Origin of the sequence: Hydrogenophaga sp. NH-16 (assembly GCF_004006415.1) — a bacterium.
GTDB classification, from domain to species: domain Bacteria; phylum Pseudomonadota; class Gammaproteobacteria; order Burkholderiales; family Burkholderiaceae_C; genus Hydrogenophaga; species Hydrogenophaga pseudoflava.
The window spans coordinates 3178393-3199745 of sequence record NZ_CP029344.1 but is presented as its reverse complement, the minus strand read 5'-3'; the positions used below and the strand labels follow the sequence as shown (position 1 = coordinate 3199745).

At 64.7% G+C, this 21353-nt stretch carries 20 protein-coding genes; 4 read left to right on the top strand and 16 right to left on the bottom strand.

Going from position 1 to position 21353, the window contains the following annotated elements:
* Positions 1–159 precede the first annotated feature (159 nt).
* The 8 genes from rplI to DD542_RS15380 form a co-directional block, all read right to left on the bottom strand.
* The gene (gene rplI / locus DD542_RS15415) at positions 160–612 is read right to left on the bottom strand and encodes a 50S ribosomal protein L9 (protein ID WP_066154565.1); all 453 of its coding nucleotides are present in this window, start codon (positions 610–612) and stop codon (positions 160–162) included.
* 13 nt (positions 613–625) lie between these two features.
* Entirely contained in the window at positions 626–907 is a 282-nt protein-coding gene (rpsR, locus tag DD542_RS15410; RefSeq protein ID WP_066154570.1) for a 30S ribosomal protein S18, read from the bottom strand.
* Between the two features lie 12 nt (positions 908–919).
* Complete coding sequence (gene priB, locus DD542_RS15405) at positions 920–1225, bottom strand: primosomal replication protein N (RefSeq protein ID WP_066154572.1); 306 nt, start codon at positions 1223–1225, stop codon at positions 920–922.
* Positions 1226–1234: 9 nt separating this feature from the next.
* Complete coding sequence (gene rpsF / locus DD542_RS15400) at positions 1235–1624, bottom strand: 30S ribosomal protein S6 (protein ID WP_066154575.1); 390 nt, start codon at positions 1622–1624, stop codon at positions 1235–1237.
* A gap of 152 nt (positions 1625–1776) precedes the next feature.
* Positions 1777–3888, bottom strand: coding sequence for a sodium:solute symporter family protein (locus DD542_RS15395; protein WP_066154577.1), 2112 nt, complete (start codon positions 3886–3888; stop codon positions 1777–1779).
* A gap of 3 nt (positions 3889–3891) precedes the next feature.
* Complete coding sequence (locus tag DD542_RS15390; protein WP_127806241.1) at positions 3892–4152, bottom strand: DUF4212 domain-containing protein; 261 nt, start codon at positions 4150–4152, stop codon at positions 3892–3894.
* 152 nt (positions 4153–4304) lie between these two features.
* Positions 4305–4880, bottom strand: a complete 576-nt coding sequence (locus tag DD542_RS15385; RefSeq protein WP_066154584.1) for a tetratricopeptide repeat protein — start codon at positions 4878–4880, stop codon at positions 4305–4307.
* Positions 4880–5173 carry a hypothetical protein gene (locus tag DD542_RS15380; RefSeq protein ID WP_066154750.1) on the bottom strand — a complete coding sequence of 98 codons (294 nt, stop codon included), beginning with the start codon at positions 5171–5173 and terminating at the stop codon, positions 4880–4882. Before DD542_RS15380 ends, DD542_RS15385 begins: the two co-directional genes overlap by 1 nt.
* A 163-nt stretch (positions 5174–5336) precedes the next feature.
* Here DD542_RS15380 and DD542_RS15375 point away from each other — a divergent pair, with 163 nt between their 5' ends.
* Positions 5337–7202, top strand: a complete 1866-nt coding sequence (locus DD542_RS15375; protein WP_206610679.1) for a putative nucleotidyltransferase substrate binding domain-containing protein — start codon at positions 5337–5339, stop codon at positions 7200–7202.
* A gap of 27 nt (positions 7203–7229) precedes the next feature.
* On the opposite strand, the gene DD542_RS15370 is transcribed toward DD542_RS15375, so the two are convergent.
* From DD542_RS15370 to ppsA, 5 genes are all read right to left on the bottom strand, one after another.
* Positions 7230–9425: an exonuclease domain-containing protein gene (locus DD542_RS15370; protein ID WP_127806240.1), complete on the bottom strand. Its 2196-nt coding sequence runs from the start codon at positions 9423–9425 to the stop codon at positions 7230–7232.
* Positions 9422–9796 carry a response regulator gene (locus DD542_RS15365; protein WP_066154590.1) on the bottom strand — a complete coding sequence of 125 codons (375 nt, stop codon included), beginning with the start codon at positions 9794–9796 and terminating at the stop codon, positions 9422–9424. Before DD542_RS15365 ends, DD542_RS15370 begins: the two co-directional genes overlap by 4 nt.
* Positions 9793–12558, bottom strand: coding sequence for a sensor histidine kinase (locus DD542_RS15360; protein ID WP_127806239.1), 2766 nt, complete (start codon positions 12556–12558; stop codon positions 9793–9795). Before DD542_RS15360 ends, DD542_RS15365 begins: the two co-directional genes overlap by 4 nt.
* Before the next feature lie 3 nt (positions 12559–12561).
* Positions 12562–12783 (bottom strand): hypothetical protein, encoded by a 222-nt coding sequence (locus DD542_RS15355; protein ID WP_066154596.1) that lies wholly within the window; start codon positions 12781–12783, stop codon positions 12562–12564.
* 143 nt (positions 12784–12926) lie between these two features.
* Positions 12927–15326, bottom strand: coding sequence for a phosphoenolpyruvate synthase (gene ppsA, locus DD542_RS15350; protein ID WP_079366090.1), 2400 nt, complete (start codon positions 15324–15326; stop codon positions 12927–12929).
* Positions 15327–15539: 213 nt separating this feature from the next.
* On the opposite strand from ppsA, the gene DD542_RS15345 reads away from it, so the two are divergent.
* Positions 15540–16361 (top strand): pyruvate, water dikinase regulatory protein, encoded by an 822-nt coding sequence (locus tag DD542_RS15345; RefSeq protein ID WP_066154603.1) that lies wholly within the window; start codon positions 15540–15542, stop codon positions 16359–16361.
* Positions 16362–16404: 43 nt separating this feature from the next.
* Here the strand turns inward: DD542_RS15345 and DD542_RS15340 are convergent, their stop codons facing one another.
* The 3 genes from DD542_RS15340 to DD542_RS15330 form a co-directional block, all read right to left on the bottom strand.
* Positions 16405–16788, bottom strand: a complete 384-nt coding sequence (locus tag DD542_RS15340; protein ID WP_066154606.1) for a hypothetical protein — start codon at positions 16786–16788, stop codon at positions 16405–16407.
* A gap of 131 nt (positions 16789–16919) precedes the next feature.
* A complete protein-coding gene (locus tag DD542_RS15335) occupies positions 16920–18773 on the bottom strand; it encodes a sodium:solute symporter family protein (RefSeq protein ID WP_066154609.1) in 1854 nt (617 codons plus the stop codon).
* A gap of 18 nt (positions 18774–18791) precedes the next feature.
* Positions 18792–19052: a DUF4212 domain-containing protein gene (locus DD542_RS15330; RefSeq protein WP_066154614.1), complete on the bottom strand. Its 261-nt coding sequence runs from the start codon at positions 19050–19052 to the stop codon at positions 18792–18794.
* Positions 19053–19275: 223 nt separating this feature from the next.
* On the opposite strand from DD542_RS15330, the gene DD542_RS15325 reads away from it, so the two are divergent.
* Positions 19276–19584 (top strand): DUF485 domain-containing protein, encoded by a 309-nt coding sequence (locus DD542_RS15325; protein ID WP_066154617.1) that lies wholly within the window; start codon positions 19276–19278, stop codon positions 19582–19584.
* Positions 19581–21305: a cation acetate symporter gene (locus tag DD542_RS15320; protein ID WP_066154620.1), complete on the top strand. Its 1725-nt coding sequence runs from the start codon at positions 19581–19583 to the stop codon at positions 21303–21305. Before DD542_RS15325 ends, DD542_RS15320 begins: the two co-directional genes overlap by 4 nt.
* The last annotated feature ends 48 nt before the right edge of the window (positions 21306–21353 follow it).

The window sequence follows — 21353 nt, the reverse complement described above, 5'->3', positions numbered from 1 at the left end:
CTTGAAATGGTACGCCCGACCCACCACGCTGTCATGGGACAAGTCTGTGGACAAAGCGTGCAAAGTCTGGGGATGGCGCAGGAAAACCCCGCGCAAGAAAAAAAGGCCGCTGACCCGAAGGCAGCGGCCTTTGCGGGACGGCGGCAGCCGTCCGGAAGATCAGGCGGTTTCGCCCAGCACCGTGACGGCCACGTCGACCGTGACGTCGGTGTGGAGGTTCACGCTGACGGTGTACTCGCCCACGGTCTTGAGCGGACCATTGGGCATGCGCACCTGGGACTTCGCCACGGCAAAGCCCTGCTTGTTCAGTTCTTCGGACACGTCGTGGTTGGTGACGGAACCGAACAGGCGGCCGTCCACGCCGGCCTTCTGGCTCAGCTTCAGGTTCACGCCGGCGATCTTCTCACCCAGGGCCTGGGCTTCGGCGAGCTTGGCGGCGGCGGCCTTCTCCAGATCGGCGCGGCGGGCCTCGAACTCGGCCACGGCGGCTTGCGTGGCGCGGCGTGCACGACCGGCGGGGATCAGGAAGTTGCGGGCATAGCCGTCCTTGACCTTGACCACATCGCCCAGGGCGCCGAGGTTGACAACTTTGTCGAGCAGAATGATTTGCATGTGAATCTCCCTATCAGACGCGATGCTGGTCGCTGTACGGCAGCATGGCCAGGAAGCGGGCGCGCTTGATGGCGGTGGTCACCTGGCGCTGGTAGATCGCGCGGGTGCCGGTCAGGCGGGCGGGAATGATCTTGCCGTTTTCAGAGATGAAGTCGCGCAGGACGTCCACGTCCTTGTAGTCGACTTCTTCCACACCGGCGACGGTGAAGCGGCAGAAGCGCTTGCGCTTGAACAGCAGCGATTGGGTGTTGCGCTTGGGGCGCTTGTCTTTGTTGAAACGTTTCGGTGCAGCCATGATGGGCCTTTCCTATGTCTTGCTGAAATCTTGGATATGGAACACAACGCCTTTGCCGTTGCGCGAGTTGGCCATGAAGCCCTGAAACCTGCCTACCATCTCAAGGCTTTGCCTTGAGAGCGTCTCGGCCAACGCACCGAATGCGACAGCCTTGAGTTGCAGCTTCACGCTTCGCGGGACATCCAATTCGGTGACCGTGGACTCATGCTCCAGCACGAGATTGACGGCGGGTATGCCAGCTGGTGTGTAGCGCAGGCTCTGGACCTGCACCACGGTGGCCGACAGTTCAAACCGGTTGATGTCCGTTGGCGACGTCACGCTCCGGAATCAGGCCTCGGCGCGCTGTTCGCGGCCTTCGCGCTGCTCGGGCGCGGCCAGCTTGCGGGCTTCCTCGCGCTCGACCGCCTTCATCATGCTGGAAGGACCAGTTTCGGCCTTCTTCTTCTGCACGGTCAGGTGGCGCAGCACGGCGTCGTTGAACTTGAACGCGTGTTCCAGCTCGCTCATCACGGCCTGGTCAGCCTCGATGTTGACGCACAGGTAGTGTGCCTTGGACAGCTTGTTGATCTGGTAGGCCAGTTGGCGGCGACCCCAGTCTTCAACGCGATGGATCTTGCCACCACCGGTGGTGATCATGCCCTTGTAGCGCTCCAGCATGGCCGGAACTTGTTCGCTTTGATCCGGGTGGATCAGCAAAACGATTTCGTAATGACGCATGGACTCTCCTTGTGGATGAAAAACAGCCGCCCCCGGCGTCAACACGGGGTGCGGCAAGGCGAAGCCCATGATTCTAACAAAAAAGGCGGGCCGCAAGTGCGACCCGCCCTGGCCCCCTCGCGCCGGGCATGCCGGCGGGAGGGTGAGAACGATCAGCCGAGCTTCAGATTCGGATAGCGAACGTGCTCCACCAGCTCCTGAATCTTTCGACTCGGCGCCGGCGTGATCAGGCTGACCACAATGATCACCAGGAAACCTACCGGCACCCCGAAGACGCCAGCCGAGATCGGCTGGATGCCATACCAGAGCTCAACCGGCGAGGTCACACCGAAGATCCCGCGAAGCCAAGGCTGGGTGGTCATCATGTAGTAGAAAGTGATACCGAGACCCGCCACCATACCCAGCGAGGCCGCAATGCCCGTGGCGCGCTTCCAGAAGATGCCGAGGACCAGGGCCGGGAAGAACGCTGCGGCAGCGAACGAAAAGGCCGCAGACACCAGGAACAGGATGTCCGCCGGTTTCTGCGCCGCGACGTAGGCTGCCGCCAGCGCGACGATCAGCAGCAGCATCTTCGAGATGGTCACCCGACGGGCCGTCGAAGCGTTCGGGTCGATCATCTTGTAGTACAGGTCGTGCGACAGCGCGTTGGCGATCGTCAGCAGCAGGCCATCAGCCGTCGACAGCGCAGCGGCCAGACCACCCGCCGCCACCAGGCCCGAGATCACGTATGGCAGGCCACCGATTTCGGGGGTTGCCAGCACCACGATGTCGCCGCCGATGTTCATCTCGTTGAGCTGCAGGATGTTGTCCTTATTGACGTCAGCAACAGACAACAAGGATGGATCCACCTTGTTCCACGCGGCCACCCACTGCGGCAACTGGTCGAATGGCGTTCCCACCAACACATGGAACACCTCGTATTTGACCAGCACCGCGAGCGCCGGCGCCGTGAAGTACAGCAGGAAGATGAAGAACAGCGACCAGGTCACCGACTGGCGGGCCTCCTTCACGCTGGGGACCGTGTAGTACCGCATGAGGATGTGGGGCAAGGCGGCCGTACCGATCATCAGGCAGAAGATCAGAGCCAGGAAGTTGCGTCGGGACTCGTCGTACGCCTTCTGGGCTTTCTCGTCGCCGTTTGGATCGCCCGAGAACTGTGCGGCGTGGGCAGGCATACCGTTGAGCGGTTTGGCCTTGTTTTCAGCGGCCGTCTTCGCGGCGGTCCAGGCCTTCTTGGCAGCCGCTTCGTCCTTGGGCACCCCAGCCAGGGCCTTCTCGGCCGCACCAATGTCGGCGGCGGGGGCATTGGCAGCACGCAGCTCGGCCAGCTTGGCCTCGGCAGCGGCCTTGTCCGCGGCCAGCGCGTTGGCGGGATCCTTGAGCTTGGCATCCAGATCGGCGGCGCGCTTCTTGTAGATCTCGCGCACCTCGAGTTCCTTGGCATCGTTGATCAGCAGCTTTTCCTTGGCCGTGACCTTCTCCAGCTGGAAGCCATAGATCGCCTGCGGCACGGGCACGCTGGTCTGTTTCACCGACAGCCAGACGACAGGGATCATGTACGCAATGATCAGGATGATGTACTGGGCCACCTGGGTCCAGGTCACCGCACGCATGCCACCCAGGAACGAGCACACCAGAATGCCGCCGAGACCCAGGAAGACCCCGAGTTCGAAGGCCACACCCGTGAGGCGCGAGGTGATGATGCCCACGCCGTAGATCTGTGCCACCACGTAGGTGAAGGAGCAGAGGATGGCGGCGAAGATGCCCAGGAAACGCGGCAGGTTGCCGCCGTAGCGTTCACCCAGGAAGTCTGGAATGGTGAACTGCCCGAACTTGCGCAGATACGGCGCCAGAAACAGCGCCACCAGGCAGTAGCCGCCCGTCCAGCCCATGATGAACGCCAATCCGCTGTAGCCCGTGAGGTACAGCGTGCCGGCCATGCCGATGAACGACGCCGCCGACATCCAGTCGGCACCGGTCGCCATGCCGTTGTAGACCGCGGGCACCCGGCGCCCCGCCACGTAGTACTCGGCAGCGTCCGTCGTGCGGCTCATGATGCCGATGCCGGCGTACAGACCGATGGTCGCGAGAAGGAAGATGAAGCCGATCCATTCGCGGGACAGTCCCATCTGCTCAAGGATGGCCAACGTGATCACAAAGACGAAAAAGCCCCCCGTGTACCACTTGTAAACCTTGTTGAGCTGCTGCTTGAAGGCCTTGTTGGAGCCTCCGGCAGCGCCTGCAGTTTCAAACATGCCTGCCATGGTTCACTCCTCGGATTCTTCGACACCGTGCTCGATGTCAAGGCGGTTCATGTACCAAGCGTAGTACCCGATGATCAGGCAGTACACCACCAGCGCACCCTGCGCGCCCATCCAGAAGCTGAACGGCCAACCGAAGAAGTTGAAGTTCAGGTCACGGGCGAAGTAGCTCACAACGAAGGTCACCACGAACCAGATTGCTAGCAATATGGCGGTGATCTTCAGGTTTTTCCGCCAGTATCGGCGGTGGTTCTCAGTCAATTCCATGGCATCGACCACTTTTCAAGAACACCCTTTCGGGCAGATCACGGGCGCCACCCGTCTCCTTCCGGTGGCCTGCAACCGACCCGTGCGTGAGCAAACTCGCGTCACTGCACCTGCGCCAGGAAAATGACTGCCGGCATGTCGCCGGCAGGCACTCAGGTCGGGGCAACGCCCAGACCCGTCTCGCGTTCGAGCTGTGCCGCCACTTTCGGCTCGAACTTTTTGAGATGGCGAATGATCTTCGCCGCCTCTTCGGGCTCTTGCCGGTCAACATGAACCCTGGCCAGTTGGTACCAGCCGTAGGGACTCATGGGTTGCAATTCGGTGTTCTTGCGCAGAGCCACCACGGCGTCGTCGAAACGGCGCAGGCGGATCAGGCACAGCGCCAGGCCGTACCAGGCGCGATCCAGTTGGGGGTCGATGTCGGTGGCCCGACGAAAGGCCTCTTCGGCCTGCTCCAGCCGTCCCACCTCTTCCCGCAGAAATCCCAGGTTGAACCAGGCCGAAGCCTGACGCGGCTGCACGCTGACCAGCCGTTCGATCGAGTCAATGGCGCCGGACTTGTCCCCCAGTTCGGCCTGCAGATGGGCTCGGGTCGCCAGGGCATAGGCGTTGTCCGGACGCGAAGCCAGATGGCGCTCGATGCGGGTCAGGGCCTGCGTTTTCTGTCCAGCCAGCAACAGCAGACGGACCTGCCATCGCACATACCCGTCTTCGAAGGATCCCTTCATCAGCACAATTGCACCCCGATCTTCACGCAATGGGAGATCTTGGCCACGGTCGCTCCCGCCCATACCAGCCCCAACAACAGAAACGCCACCAGAGGGTGGTGGCGTTCAAGCACGAAACGTGGCGTGATGAAGCGAGCTAGCAGCACAAAGGGCCGCCCGATCTGTTCGAGCACCTGGTAGAACAGGTTGGTCGATTTGCGCTCCCCCGCAAGCAGCCCAAGCACCCATTGCCCGAACAACGCCATGAGGGCAATTTCGGCAATCAGTTTGATCGCGAGAATGAGCGTCAACATGTAAGGATCGTGTAACGGTGAGCCCATTCTGATTTGGCAACTTACCAACTCCTTACAAACCCGCCCTGCAAGAGCACCCCCGGTCAAACACCGAGAGGGTTTTCCCTGATTCACCCCGGCCCGGATGTAGGATCGATTCATCTCGTCACACAATCGTTGGGCCATGGACCACGCATCTTCCTCTTCCTGCTTGCTGGCCCGCGCGCTGGAGAACCACCGGGTTTTGGGCATGCTGGCGCCACCGACGCGGTCTTCCCTCTCAAAAGCCCTGATCCCGGTTCAGGCGTCGGCCGGCGAGCGGCTGACCGGAGGCGAGCGGTTCGGGGAGCACCTCTACTGGCTGATCGAAGGCCAAGCGCAACTGCTCGATGCGGATGGCGACGGGGTGCTGGATCTGCAGGCTGGGGACCTGTTCGGCCTTGGCCTCGGCGATGCGCTGGGCATCTGCGGTGCCAGGGCCACAACAGCCGTCACCTGCGCCCGGCTGGACGCACTCACGGTGCAGACCCTGTGCCGAGAAACACCTGGTCTGACCTATTTCCTTGGCAGCCTCCCCGGCGCCTCCAGGCCAGTACCCGGCGCCCGGGCCGGTGGTGGCGGGCCGAGCGACCCCGCACTCAACCTCATGACCACGCCAGTCCGAGCCCTGATCAAGCGCGAGCCGGTCGCGCTGTCACCGCAGACCAGCATCCGCGAAGCGGCCCAGGCGATGAGCGACCAGCGCGTGTCCTCGGTGCTGATCACTGAGCAGGGCCTGCTGTTCGGCCTCATCACCGACCGCGACCTGCGCAACCGCGTGATCGCGGCCGGGCTCGACACCTCGCGCCCCATCGCCGACATCGCCACCCTCGCGCCCATGAGCATCGATGTGCACAGCCCGGCGTTTGACGCCCTGCTGCTGATGGCGCGCCACAACATCCACCACGTGCCGGTGCTCGACGGCCAGCGCATCGTGGGCATGATCACCGCCACCGACCTGACCGAGCAGCACAGCACCTCGGCGGTCTACCTGGCGGGCGACATCTACAAGCAGACCACGCTCGATGGCCTGCAGGCCGTGGCCAGCAAGGTCCGGCGCCTGCAGCAGAACCTGGCCGCGGCCGAGGCCTCGGCCCACAGCACCGGCCACGTCGTCACCGCCATCACCGACGCGATCACCTGCCGGCTGCTGCAGCTGGGCGAGGCGCAGCTCGGACCGGCCCCGGTCGACTATGTGTGGGTGGCGGCGGGTTCGCAGGCCCGCAGCGAGCAGACCGCCAAGTCCGACCAGGACAACTGCATGGTGCTCGACGATGCCTACGACGAGGTGCGGCACGGGGTCTATTTCAAGGCCCTGTCGACCTTCGTCTGCGACGGGCTTGACGCCTGCGGCTACGTCCACTGTCCGGGCGAGATGATGGCAATGACGGACGAGTGGCGGCAGCCTCGGCGCAAGTGGATGGAGTACTTCGCGCGCTGGACCGGCCAGCCCGATCCAAAGTCGCTGATGCTGACCTGTGTGTTCTTCGACCTGCGCGCCATCCACGGCAACATGGAGATGCTCGACAAGCTGCGGCAGGACGTCCTGCAGCGCACCCAGGGCAACAGCATCTTTCTGGCCTACATGGTCGGCAACGCGCTCCTGCACCAGCCGCCGCTGGGCATGTTCAAGGGCCTCACCACCATCCGCAGCGGTGAGCACAAGGGAACCATCGACCTCAAACACAGCGGCATCGTTCCCATCGTCGACCTGGCCCGTGTCTACGCGCTCGCGGGTGGCGACAGCGCCGTCAACACGCACGACCGCCTGCTCGGCGCGGCAGCGGGTGGCGCCATCAGCGAGCAGAGCGCCCGCGACCTGCGCGACGCCCTGGAGTTCCTGGCCTTTCTGCGCATCCAGCACCAGTCGCGCCAGATCACCGCGGGCCAGAACCCCGACAACTTCCTCGACCCCGACGAGATCTCCAATTTCGAGCGCACCCAGCTCAAGGACGCGTTCGCCGTGGTGGCCTCGCTGCAAGGTGTGCTGGCCCAGCGGTACAGGATGTGACCCCCCGCGCCGCCTGCGGCGCGGGAGTCAATATTTCAGTCGCGCGTAGTAGGTCTTCTGCGCGGCTTCGCGCGCCTGGCCCAGGGTATGGATGCCCTTTTCGGCCAGCAGCGGAATCAGCTTGAGGAACACCTCGGCCGTCACCATGGCGTCGCCCATCGCGGTGTGGCGGCCGATGACGGTGACGTTGAAACGCTCCGCGATCGCTTCCAGGCGGTGCGAGTCCTGGTTCGGGTGGATGACCGCCGACAGCAGCAGCGTGTCCAGCACCGGCTGGTCGAACACCACGCCGGTCTGTCCTTCCTTGAGCTGCAGGAAGCGCATGTCGAACGCCGCGTTGTGCGCCACCAGCACCGTGTCCTGCGCGAAGGCGTGGAAGGCCGGCAGCACCTGGTCGATGGTCGGCTGGCCGATCACCATTTCGGGCTGGATGCCGTGGATCGGAATGGTGGCCGGCGGGATGGGCCGCTTCGGGTCCACCAGCTGTTCGAAGCACTCCTGCCGCAGCAGCTTGTTGTTCACCAGGCGCGCGGCACCGATCTGGATGATCTCGTCACCCTGCGACGGGTTCAGGCCCGTGGTCTCGGTGTCAAACACGGTGTAGGTCAGCTCGGTCAGCAGGCGGTCGTCCATTGAGCGCGTCTGCTCGGTAGTCTTGAACAGGTCGAAGTCGTAGTACTCGGGTCGGCTGTCGCTGCGTACGAAGGTGGCGGCGTCCACCTGTTCCTGCGGGCTGGCCAGCGGCAGCAGGAGGCGGAAGAAGGCCTGGTGGCGGATGCGCTCGCGCTCGAACCAGAAGGCGCCGTTGTGCCGCTCGACCACGTCGCGCACCGTCAGCCGCAGGGTCTCGTCCCCCACCTTCATCGGATCCATCTCCCAGCTCATCACGGTCTCGGTGCTCATGGCCTGGCCGCTCCAGATCAGGTCCAGCCAGGCCTTGCCCGCCGAGCCGGCGGCCGGCTGCAGGCGCAGCTGCACGAAGCGCACGTCGAACTCGTCGGACAGGCGCCCCGCCAGGTACGCCAGAGCCTGGATCAGCGAGAAGCTCTCGATCCGCAACCACAGCCCGCCATCCACCTCGGCGGCCGACACCGGCACAGAGGTTGCCACCTCGATGCGCCTCAGAGCCGCCGTCACGAAGTCGACGCCCAGCATGTCCTCCAGCGGCCAGCGGGTCTTGAGGCTGTCGGCCGAGCCGGCCTCCAGATCGCCAATGCGCCGGCTGAGGGCCGTCGTCTCGTCCCGGATCACACCCAGGAAACGCTCGCGCATGGCCGCATCCAGGTCGGGGTAGTCCAGCATGTCCAGCGCCGCCTGCATGTTGGCCAGCGCCGCCCGACTGCGCTCGGTCAGCGTGTGCAGCACCTGGTCCTTGGCCGCCTCGACCTCGAACTCGCGCGTGATGTTGTCCAGCATGAGCACGAAACCTGTCAATGCCGGGCTCGAGTCCTCGGCGCCACCGCCAGACGGCGCACGCACCGGCGCCATCTGCACCCGCAGCAGCTGCCCGGCAGGCGTGGTGGTGACGAACTGGGCCGAGGGTTGCGCGGCGCCGCGCGCCATGCGCTGCTGGATGTTCTCCAGCGCGTGCGCCACCAGCTTGCGGTCGAACACGCTGTAGACCGAACGCCCCAGCCCGATCAGCTCGGCGCCCCCGGCCACGCCCGGCGCCTGCGACAGCGCGCGGAACTGCATGCGCGCCCGGTTGTTGTAGAGCAGGATGCGCCCGTCCAGGTTGCACACCACCACGCTCTGGGTAAGTTCGGACATCAGCGCGGCCAGCCGGCTCTTTTCCTGCTCGATGCCGCGCGCCGCCTCGTGCACCTTGTGGTCCATCTCGCGGCGCAGGTCTTCCCGCTGCGCCACCAACTGGTTGAACAGGCCCACCAGCACCTTGGTTTCGGCATTGCCCTTGGGCGTGAGTGCGCGCACCACGTCGGTCTTGAGCAGCACCTGGGCCTCCTCGGCCAGCTGCACCGAGGGCGTCACCCACAGGTCGAACCAGCGCTTGAGGCCCCAGCCGATCACCCCCATGCCCGCCGCCCAGGTCAGCACGATCAGCACCAGCCGGTCGCCCACGGTCTGCAGCACCGCCTGGCGCTCCTGCGCATCCATGGCAGAGCCGATGAGGCCGAAGGTCGCCCCCAGCCACAGCAAAGAGGCCACCGCGGCCGCGCCCAGCAACCACCACAGGCGCGGGTCGGTCTTCTTCTGAAGACTCATGCACCGCCTCCCAGCAGCTCCCGCACCTTCTGCACCAGCTCCTTGGTCGAAAACGGCTTGGTCATGTAGGCATTGGCGCCCAGCGCGAGGCCCTTGGCCACGTCGGTGTCGCGGCCCTTGGCCGTGAGCATGACGATCAGCGTGTCTCGCACGGCTTCGTGGGCGCGCACCTCGCAACAGACGTCGAAACCGGTCTTGATCGGCATCATCACGTCCAGCAGCACCAGTGCGGGACGTTCACGGACGATGGCGTCCATCGCTTCCTGGCCGTCGCGCGCCAGCACCACCTCGTAGCCCTCGCGCTTCATCAGGAACTCCAGCGAAATCAGGATGTTCGGTTCATCGTCGGCAATCAGGATCTTCGTGCTCATGTGTCTTGTCTCCTCTGTGGGCCTGTCTGTTCACCTCCGGCCACCACCGGCAGCGAGAACCCGAAGCAGGCGCCCTGCCCCGCCTCTGACCGCAGCCACATGCACCCGCCGAAATGCTCGACGATCTGGCGGCTGATCGGCAGCCCCAGCCCGGTGCCGCCAGGCCGGTAGTGTGCGTCGCCGGCCACCTGCCGGAACTTCTCGAACACCATGGCCTGCTGATCCGGCGGAATACCGGGGCCGTTGTCCTGCACCTCGATGCGCACGCGGCCGCCATCGCAGTCCAGGCGCAACACCACCTGTCCGTTCTCGCGCGGCGCGTACTTCAGCGCATTCGACAGAAGGTTCAGCACCACCTGGGTCAGGCGGTCGGCATCGGCCTTCACCAGAGGCACATGCTCGGCCAGCACCCGCTGCAGCAGCACGCCACGCTCCCGGTACATCTCGGCCATGCTGTCGGCCGCCTGCTCGGCCACCTCGCGCAGATCCACCTCGGCCACGGTCCACTCCGCATGCCCTGCCTCGATCTTGGCCATGTCCAGCACCTGGTTGACCAAGCGGCTCAGGCGCTCGGCTTCGGTCACGATGATGCCCAGGAACTGCTGCCGCTGCGCCAATTCCATGGCGTCATCGTCCCGCATGAGTTCCGACAGCGCCCTGATCGATGTCAAGGGCGTGCGCAGCTCGTGCGTCACCGACGACATGAAATCGTCCTTGAGGCGGTCCAGGCTCTTCAGCTTCTCGTTCGCCTCCCGCAGCTCGGTGGTGGCGCGCTCCAGGGACTGCGATTTCTCCTCCAGCGCCATCGAGTAGGCCCGCAGCTGCGAGGCCTCGTCCAGGATGCGCATGACGTCGTCGAGGTCGAGCTGTTCTTCCTCGGCCACCGAGGCCACCATCACCCGGGCCGAGGCGCTGCCGATGGCACCCGCCAGCTGGGTTTCCACAAACTGCACCAGCCGCGCGTCGGCCGGGATGTCGGCCACCTGTGCCACCCCGCGGTCCCGCGCATGGGCCTGCAGCAACTGCCCTGCCCGGGTGGGCCCCAGGAACCGGACCATCAGGGCCTGCAGGTCGGGCACCTGCGCCCTGCCCTGCCAGAACACCGGACGGGGGGCACCCTCGGTGCGGTGGAACACGTCGACGAACAACAGGGCCTGGCTGGTCTCCGCCGCCGACGGGGCTCGCCAGAGCGACACCGCCACATAGGCCCCCACATTGGCCAGCAGGCTCCAGAACAGCGAATGGGTCAGGTTGTCGAGCCCGCTCAAGCCCAGAAAGGCCTCGGGTCTGAGCCATGTCCATCCGAACAGGCCGTGGTCCAGGAATCCGTCGGACAGCCAGCCCGACTTCGCCAGCGAAGGCAGCATCAGCGTGTAGGCCCAGAAGCCAAAGCCCAGCACCAGCCCCGCGAGCGCGCCTCGCTGCGTCCCGCCCTTCCAGTACATGCCGCCCAGCATCGCGGGGGCGAACTGTGCAACCGCGGCAAAGCTGATCAGGCCGATGCTCACCAGCGCGTAAGCCTCGCCCGCCAGGTGGAAATACAGGTAGCCCAGCAGCAGGATCAGAAGGATCGCCAGCCGCCGGATCTGCAGCAGCAGCCCGGTCAGATCGCTGGCCGAGCGCATGCCGACCCGGCGGCTGCGCAGCAGCATCGGCATCACCAGGTCGTTGCACAGCATGGTGGATACAGCGATGGCCTCGACGATCACCATGCCCGTGGCGGCCGACAGCCCGCCCACGAAGGCCAGCAGCGCCAGACCGTTCAGGCCCTCGGACAGCGGCAGCGACAGCACGAAGGTTTCCGGGTCCATGCGACCGGGGCCGAAATGCATCAGACCGCCGATGGCGATCGGCAGCACGAACAGGTTGATCAGCAACAGGTACAGCGGAAACACCCAGACCGCGCGGCGCAGGTGCTGCTCGCGAACGTTTTCCACCACCATGACCTGGAACTGGCGCGGTAGGAACAGCACCGACAGCATGGCCAGCAGGGTCTGTCCGGTCCACTGAGCGTAGGCGAAGGGCTGGCCCTGGTCAAACTGCAGCAGCCGGTTGATGGCCTCCTGCGCCGCCGCCTGCGCGAACAAGTTCCCCAGCCCGTCGTACAGGCCGTAGGCGACGAACAGGCCCACCGCGAGAAACGCCACCAGCTTGACCACCGACTCGAAGGCGATCGCCGCCACCATGCCCTCGTGGCGCTCGGTGCTGTCCAGGTGCCGTGCGCCGAACACCATGGTGAAGCCGGCCAGCGCCAGCGCCACATAGAGCGTGCTGTCGCGCCACCACTGTTGTGGCGGAGGCGCCGCCTCGCCCAGCGGGGAGGTCAGCACCGCATAACCGCTGGCAATAGCCTTGAGCTGCAGCGCGATGTAGGGAACGATGCCCACCAACGTGATCAGCGTCACCAGCCCGGCCAGCAGCGGGCTCTTGCCGTATCGGCTGGCGATGAAATCGGCGATGGAGGTGATGCGGTAGGTGCGCGCGATGCGGATCATCTTGCGCACCACCATCCAGGCCAGCACCATGGCCAGCATGGGCCCCAGGTAGATCGGCAGGAACCACACGCCCGAACTGGCGGCGCGGCCGACGCTGCCAAAGTAGGTCCAGGCCGTGCAATAGACCGCCATCGACAGCGCATAGACCCAGGCGTTGCCGATGACCGAGCGCCCCGCCTGCGCGCGGCGGTCGCCCCAATAGGCCACCGCGAACAGCAGCAGCAGGTAGGCAAAGGAGACGCCGATGACCAGCGGGGCGGACAGCATGGTTCAGTGGCGATCGCCGCCGGGCGACGTGTCCGGCGAACGCTCGACGATCCAGGCCAGCGCGCAGATGAGCAGTGCCCAGATCAGGAACAGCGCCGCCGGGAACAGGGGCAGCCCCAGCACGCGGATGTCATGGTCCCAGAGCGCGAGCAGCGGAAAGTTGAACAGCAACAGACCGGCCACGAACAGGGCCACCAGGCGTTGGGCGTCCAGTCCTCGAAACATGCGCGTCTCCTCTGTCGGCGGCGACCTCGTGGGGTCGCCTTTGTGCCTGATTGTGCGCCAGGCACTGACCCCGGCCTTACGCTGGAGCACAAAGAAAAACGGCCGGACAGAGCCCGGCCGTTTCGGCATTCAAAGACCGGCGGTCACTTGGCGGAAGACGCCAGCAACTGCCAGGTGTCGACCACCGAGTCCGGGTTCAGGGAGATCGAGCTGATGCCCTCGTCGCGCAGCCACTGGGCGAAGTCCGGGTGGTCGCTGGGGCCCTGGCCGCAGATGCCCACGTACTTGCCCTCGGCCCTGCAGGCGCCGATGGCCAGCCTGAGCAGCGCCTTGACGGCCGGATCGCGCTCGTCGAAGTCGTGTGCCAGCAATTCCAGACCGGAGTCGCGGTCCAGGCCCAGGGTGAGCTGGGTCAGGTCGTTGGAGCCGATCGAGAAGCCGTCGAAGTACTGCAGGAAGTCCTTGGCCAGTACCGCGTTGCTCGGGATCTCGCACATCATGATCAGCTTGAGCTCGTGCTCGCCGCGCTTGAGACCCTTGGCCGCCAGCAGCTCGGTGACCTTGCGCGCCTGCTCCAGCGTGCGCACGAAAGGCACCATCACCTGCACGTTGGTCAGGCCCATGTCCTCGCGCACGCGTTTGAGGGCTTCGCATTCCATGGCAAAGGCTTCGGCGAAGTCCTCGCTGATGTAGCGTGCGGCGCCGCGGAAACCCAGCATCGGGTTCTCTTCGTCGGGCTCGTAGCGGCTGCCGCCCACCAGCTTGCGGTACTCGTTGGACTTGAAGTCCGACAGACGCACGATGACCGGCTTGGGCCAGAACGCGGCAGCAATCGTCGCCACACCTTCGGCCACCTTGTCGACGTAGAAGGCGCGCGGCGAGGCGTGGCCGCGGGCCACCGACTCCACCGCCTTCTTCAGATCGGCGTCGACGGCCGGATAGTCCAGGATGGCCTTGGGGTGCACGCCGATGTTGTTGTTGATGATGAACTCCAGCCGCGCCAGACCGACGCCACCATTGGGCACCTGGGCGAAGTCGAAGGCCAGCTGCGGGTTGCCGACGTTCATCATGATCTTGACGTCGACTTCGGGCATGGTGCCGCGCTGCACCTCGGTCACCTCGGTCTCCAGCAACCCGTCGTAGATGTGACCGGTGTCGCCCTCGGCGCAGCTGACCGTCACCAGCGTGCCGTCCTTCAGGTGGTCGGTGGCGTTGCCGCAGCCCACCACGGCCGGGATGCCCAGCTCGCGCGCGATGATGGCAGCGTGGCAGGTGCGGCCGCCGCGGTTGGTCACGATGGCGCTGGCGCGCTTCATCACCGGCTCCCAGTTCGGGTCGGTCATGTCGGTCACCAGCACGTCGCCGGGCTGCACCTTGTCCATCTCGCTGATGTTGTGCACCAGTCGCACCGGGCCGGTGCCGACCTTCTGGCCGATGGCGCGGCCACTGGCCAGCACGGCACCCTTGCCCTTGAGCTTGTAGCGCACCTCGGTCTTGCCGGCCGACTGGCTCTTCACCGTCTCGGGGCGGGCCTGCAGGATGTAGAGCTGGCCGTCGGTGCCGTCCTTGCCCCACTCGATGTCCATCGGACGGCCGTAGTGCTGCTCGATCACCAGCGCGTAGTGCGCCAGCTGCTCGACCTCGGCGTTGGTCAGGCTGTAGCGGTTGCGCAGCTCGACCGGCACGTCCACGGTCTTCACCAGCTTCTTCGTCGCAGCCTTCTCCTCGGGTGTGGAGAACACCATCTCGATCAGCTTGCTGCCCAGGTTGCGGCGGATCACCGCCTGCTTGCCCGCCTTGAGCATGGGCTTGTGCACGTAGAACTCGTCGGGGTTCACGGCGCCCTGCACCACCGTTTCGCCCAGGCCGTAGCTGGAGGTGATGAAGACCACGTCTTCAAAGCCCGACTCGGTGTCGATGGTGAACATCACGCCCGCGGCGCCCAGGTCGGAGCGCACCATGCGCTGTACGCCGGCCGACAGGGCCACGTCGGCGTGGGCGAAGCCCTTATGCACGCGGTAGCTGATGGCGCGGTCGTTGTACAGGGAGGCGAACACCTCCTTCATCTTGTGCAGCACGTCCTCGATGCCGTGCACGTTCAGGAATGTCTCCTGCTGACCGGCGAACGAGGCGTCGGGCAGGTCCTCGGCGGTGGCGGAGGAGCGCACCGCGAAAGACGCGTCGGGGTTGCCTTCGCTCAGGCGGGCGAACTCCTCACGGATGGCCTTTTCCAGATCGGCCGGGAACGGCTGGTTCTCGACCATGGCGCGGATCTCGGCACCGGCCTCGGCCAGCGCGCGCACGTCCTCGGTGTCCAGCGCGTCCAGGCGCGCGTTGATGCGGTCGGTCAGGCCATCGGCCTTGAGGAACTCGCGGAAGGCGTGGGCCGTGGTGGCAAAGCCCGTGGGCACTTTCACCCCCTGGGGCAGTTGCGAAATCATCTCGCCGAGGCTGGCATTCTTGCCGCCGACGATCTCGACATCGCTCATTCGCAGTTTTTCGAAGGGCACGACCAGGGCGGTCGGCTCGAACAGGTTGGACATGGAAGACTCCTAAGGTTGAAAAACCGGGGGCTCCATGCGCCAGCGGGTGACCTGTGGTTCTGTTATGGGTCGTGCACCGGGCAGGGGGCAAGCATTCTGGGCGTCCATGATTGTAGGATGGTGCCGCCAGCCCCGGACCACCCCGGGCCGGCCACCCCCGTGAAATCAGCGTGGGGTGGTCCTGAAATTTCTTGAACCCGAGCGAGCCTTGCCATGCCCAACCGCACCGTCTTTTTCATCTCCGATGGCACCGGCATCACCGCCGAAACCTTTGGCAACGCCATCCTGGCCCAATTCGAAGCCACGGTCCGCCGGGTGCGGCTGCCGTTCCTGGACAGTGTGGACAAGGCCCACCAGGCCGTGCGCCAGATCAACCACACCGCCGAGGTCGAAGGCCGCCGCCCCCTGGTGTTCGCCACCGTGGTCAACATGGAGGTGCTGGCAGTGGTCAAGGAGCACTGCCACGGCATGATGCTGGACATGTTCGGCACTTTCGTCGAGCCGCTGGAGGAAGAGCTGGGCATCAAGTCCAACCACCGGGTCGGCCGTTTCTCGGACGCCTCCAAGAGCAAGGAGTACAACGACCGCATCGAGGCCATCAACTTCGCGCTCATGCACGACGACGGCCAGAGCCACAGGGACCTGGAGGGCTCGGACGTGATCCTGGTGGGTGTCAGCCGCAGCGGCAAGACGCCGACCTCGCTCTACCTGGCCATGCAGCACGGCCTGAAGGCGTCCAACTACCCGCTGATTCCGGAAGACTTCGAACGCCGCAAGCTGCCGCCGGCGCTGATGCCCCATCGCAAGAAGATCTTCGGCCTGACCATCGCCCCCGAGCGGCTCTCGGAGATCCGCAACGAGCGCCGCCCGAATTCGCGCTACGCCAGCCTGGAAAACTGCCGGGCCGAGGTGAGCGAGGCCGAGGCCATGATGCGGCGCGAGGGCATCCGCTGGCTTTCGACCACGACCAAGTCGATCGAAGAAATCGCCACCACGATCCTGCAGGAAATCCGTCCGGAACGGCTGGCTTACTGAGAGCGGCGTACCGGATCGCGCAGCCTGCGCCGCCGGCCACCGCTCAACCCTTGGCCTTCTTCTCCCGCGCCTCGGCCGATTTCTTGGCCAGCTCCGTCATGCCACCGTGTGCGTGGCGACCCAGCGCGAACGACAGGAACAGCTTCGTCCACAGGGTGGAGCCGGCAATGGCCACCCAGTCCTCGCTGGCCAGCGCCTGAAAGCCCAGCACCGCCACCAGCACCACCACCATCACCACGCCACCGACCAGGTTGATGACCATTTCGTAGGGAGCGAATTTCTCGGGGTTGGGCGGTGGCAGGCCTTTTTTCAGGGCCACCTCGGAAAAGTCGCGTTTGACCAGAATGCGCCAGGCCCTGCGCAGCCAGAAGAAGGCCACCGGAAACAAGGCCAGCAGGAAGATCCAGTTGAAAATGAAAATGCTCATGCCATCCAGTCGATAGGCCGGGTGCGGACTGCACCCTTGTTGGGATTCTCTCAATAAAAAAAGCCCCGTTGGTCACCCAACGGGGCTTCCGGTCAGGGGATGCTCATCCCCTGCAGGTGTCGCTCACACCATCAGTGGGCCACAGCACCGCCGGCGCCCTTGGGCACGCGAACGGATTCGACCAGCTCGGCGATGTGGGCCGGCACCGGCTTGGTGGCCTTGCTCACCAGGTAAGCCACGATGAAGTTCACCAGGGCGCCCACGGTGCCAATGCCTTCCGGCGAGATGCCGAAGAAGCCGTTGTTGCCGCCAACCAGGTTCAGGAACTCGGTGCCCTTGATGAAGAACAGGCCCTTGTGTGCGAACACATAGAACAGGGTCACGAACAGACCTGCCAGCATGCCGGCACTGGCGCCCTTGTCGTTGATGGACTTACTGAAGATACCCATCATGATGGCCGGGAAGATCGACGAGGCAGCGATGCCGAAGGCCAGGGCCACGGTACCGGCCGCAAAGCTCGGCGGGTTCAGACCCAGCCAGCCCGAGATCACGATGGCCACGGCCATGGAGATCTTGCCTGCCAGCAGTTCGTTCTTCTCGCTGATGTTCGGGTTGATGGAACCCTTGATCAGGTCGTGCGACACGGCAGAGGAGATGGCCATCAGCAGACCGGCGGCGGTGGACAGCGCGGCGGCCAGACCACCGGCGGCGACCAGGGCGATCACCCAGTTGGGCAGCTGAGCGATTTCCGGGTTGGCCAGCACGATGATGTCGGCGTTCACGGTCAGCTCGTTGCCCTTCCAGCCGGCGGCTTCGGCCTTGCCCTTGACGGCTTCGTTCTTGGTGGCGTCGTTGTAGTACTGGATGCGGCCGTCACCGTTCTTGTCTTCGAACTTCAGCAGGCCGGTCTTTTCCCAGCGCTTCATCCACTCCGGGCGGTCTTCGTACTTCAGGCTGGCTTCGGCGGCGAACAGGTCGGCGTTGGCCTTGACCACATCAGCCTTCACGACCATCTGGCCATCCGGGCCAGCGCCGATACCGACGGCGGTGTTGGCGGTGCCGATCAGGTTCAGGCGGGCCATGGCACCGACGGCGGGGGCCGTGGTGTACAGCAGGGCGATGAACACCAGGGCCCAGCCGGCCGACATGCGGGCGTCAGAGACCTTGGGCACGGTGAAGAAGCGGACGATCACGTGCGGCAGACCGGCGGTACCGATCATCAGCGACAGCGTGAAGCAGAACATGTTCAGCATGGAACCGGCAGAAGCGGTCGTGTACTGGCTGAAGCCCAGATCGGTCACCACCTGGTCCAGCTTGGCCAGCAGGGACACGTCGGTACCAGCCAGGTCAGAGCCAAGACCCAACTGCGGCAGGAAGTTGCCGGTCAGGTTCAGGGAGATGAAGATCGCCGGGATGACGTAGGCCAGGATCAGCACGATGTACTGGGCCACCTGGGTGTAGGTGATGCCCTTCATGCCGCCGAACACCGCGTAGAAGAACACGATGGCTTGGCCGATGTAGATACCGGTTTCGCTGGACACGCCCAGGAAGCGCGAGAAGGTCACGCCCACACCGGTCATCTGACCGATGATGTAGGTGGTGGAGGCCACCAGCAGGCAGACCACGGCCACGGTACGCGCCGTCTGCGAGTAGTAGCGGTCACCGATGAACTGGGGCACGGTGAACTTGCCGAACTTGCGCAGGTACGGAGCCAGCAGGCAGGCCAGCAGCACGTAGCCACCGGTCCAGCCCATCAGGAACACGGCGCCGCCGTAGCCCATGTTGGAGATCAGGCCGGCCATCGAAATGAACGAAGCGGCCGACATCCAGTCGGCCGCCGTGGCCATGCCGTTGGTGATGGGGTGCACGCCGCCACCGGCCACGTAGAACTCGGAGGTGCTGCCGGCACGTGCCCAGAAGGCAATGCCGAGGTAGAGCGCAAAGGTTGCGCCCACAACCACATAGGTCAGGGTTTGAAGATCCATGGTGTGATGTCCTCTTGATCAGTCTTCTTGCATGCCGAACTTGCGATCGATGTCACCAATCTTCTTCGCGTACCAGAAGATCAGCGCGATGAAGATGTAGATGGATCCCTGGTGGGCGAACCAGAAGCCCAGGGGGTAGCCGCCCAGCTTGATGCTGTTGAGCGCGCTGGCAAAAATGATGCCGGCCAGGTAGGACACGACGAACCAGATGACCAGCACCTTGGTCAGCAGTCCCAGCGTTGCAGACCAATAGGCCTTCGCGTTGCTTTCACTACTCATGAAAGTTGTCTCCTCTAAGTGATGCGTTTGCAGTTTCGACGGCTGACGCCGCCACGCTGTGTGTACCCGAAAAAGGGCTTTCCCAAGTACTACGCGGCGGACTTTGGTTGCGATTCCTTACAGCTAAATTGCTGCGGCCCGTCAGCTGCTGTAATCCAAGGGTAAGTCCTAGGTAAGAGGGTCCACTTAGCCTGCGGAGCGTTTCCATCCAAAGGAGGACTCCATGGAAGACAAGATGGTCCAGCGCATCCTGGACAACCCCAAATACCAGCAACTCAGGCGCAAGCGTTCCAGCTTCGGCTGGTGGCTGACCGCCGCAATGATGATCGTCTACTACGGCTTCATCCTGCTGGTGGCCTTCAACAAGGAGTGGCTGTCGCAGCGCCTGGGTGAAGGCGTCATGACGGTGGGCATCCCCGTCGGTTTCGGAGTGATCCTGTTCACTATCGTGATCACCGCGATCTACGTCCGCCGCGCCAACAGCGAGTTCGACGACCTCTCCCACGCCATCATCACCGAGGTGCACAAATGAACACCCGCACCTTGCTGCGCCCCGCCCTGACCCTCGCCTCGCTGTTCGCCGTTTCTGCCGCCGCTCTGGCTGCGGGGGCCGATCTCGGCCAGGCCGAAAAACAGGCCACCAACTGGACCGCGATCACCATGTTCGCGCTGTTCGTGGTGGCCACGCTGTTCATCACCAAGTGGGCCGCCGCCAAGACCAAGAGCGCCGCCGATTTCTACACCGCCGGAGGCGGCATCACCGGCTTCCAGAACGGTCTGGCCATCGCAGGCGACTACATGTCGGCAGCGTCCTTCCTGGGTATCTCGGCGGCCGTGATGGCCTCGGGTTTTGACGGCCTGATCTACTCCATCGGCTTCCTGGTCGGCTGGCCGGTCATCACCTTCCTGATGGCCGAGCGCCTGCGCAACCTGGGCAAGTTCACTTTCGCCGACGTGGCCGCCTTCCGCTTCGAGCAGAAGCCCATCCGCATCTTCGCGGCCTCGGGCACGCTGGTCGTGGTGGCTTTCTACCTCATCGCCCAGATGGTGGGCGCGGGCCAGCTGATCAAGCTGCTGTTCGGCCTGGAGTACTACATCGCGGTGATCATCGTCGGCGCGCTGATGATGGTCTACGTGTTGTTCGGCGGCATGACAGCCACCACCTGGGTGCAGATCATCAAGGCCTGCCTGCTGCTGGGCGGCGCCTCGTTCATGGCCTTCATGGTGCTGTGGCACTTCGGCTTCAGCCCCGAGGCGATGTTCGCCAAGTCGGTCGAGATCAAGGCGGGCCTGGCCAGCGCGGCGGGCAAGACGTCCGAAGAAGCCGCTGCGGCCGGCCAGTCCATCATGGGCCCCGGCAACTTCGTGAAGGACCCGATCTCTGCCATCAGCTTCGGCATGGCGCTGATGTTCGGCACCGCCGGCCTGCCCCACATCCTGATGCGCTTCTTCACCGTGCCCTCGGCCAAGGAAGCGCGCAAGAGCGTGATGTGGGCCACCGGCTGGATCGGCTACTTCTACCTGCTGACCTTCATCATCGGCTTCGGCGCCATCACCTTCGTGCTGACCAACCCCGACTTCCTCGACGCCAAGGGCGGCCTGCTGGGTGGCAACAACATGGCGGCGGTGCACCTGGCCAACGCCGTGGGTGGCAACGTGTTCCTGGGCTTCATCTCGGCCGTGGCCTTCGCGACCATCCTGGCCGTGGTGGCCGGCCTGACGCTCTCGGGCGCCTCGGCCGTGTCGCACGACATCTACGGCACCGTGATCAAGAAGGGCAAGGCCAACAGTGCCGACGAGCTGCGCGTGTCCCGGATGACCACCATTGCACTGGGCATCATCGCCGTGGTGCTGGGCATTGCCTTCGAGAAGCAGAACATCGCCTTCATGGTGTCGCTGGCCTTCGCGATTGCCGCCTCGGCCAACTTCCCGGTGCTCTTCATGAGCGTGCTGTGGAAGGACTGCACCACCAAGGGCGCGGTGATCGGCGGCTTCCTGGGCCTGATCTCGTCGGTCGCGCTGACCGTCGTGTCGCCCTCGGTGTGGGAAGCCACGCTGGGCAACCCCAAGGGCTCGGCGCTGTTCCCCTACACCTCGCCCGCGCTGTTCTCCATGACCATCGGCTTCGTCGGCATCTGGCTGTTCTCCATCCTGGACAACAGCGCGCGTGCCAAGAAGGACCGCGCGGGCTTCGTGGCCCAGCAGGTTCGCTCCGAGACCGGCATCGGTGCATCGGGCGCATCGGGTCACTGAGTTTCTGACCTTGTCATGGAAAAGGGCCACCGCTCATGCTGTGGCCCT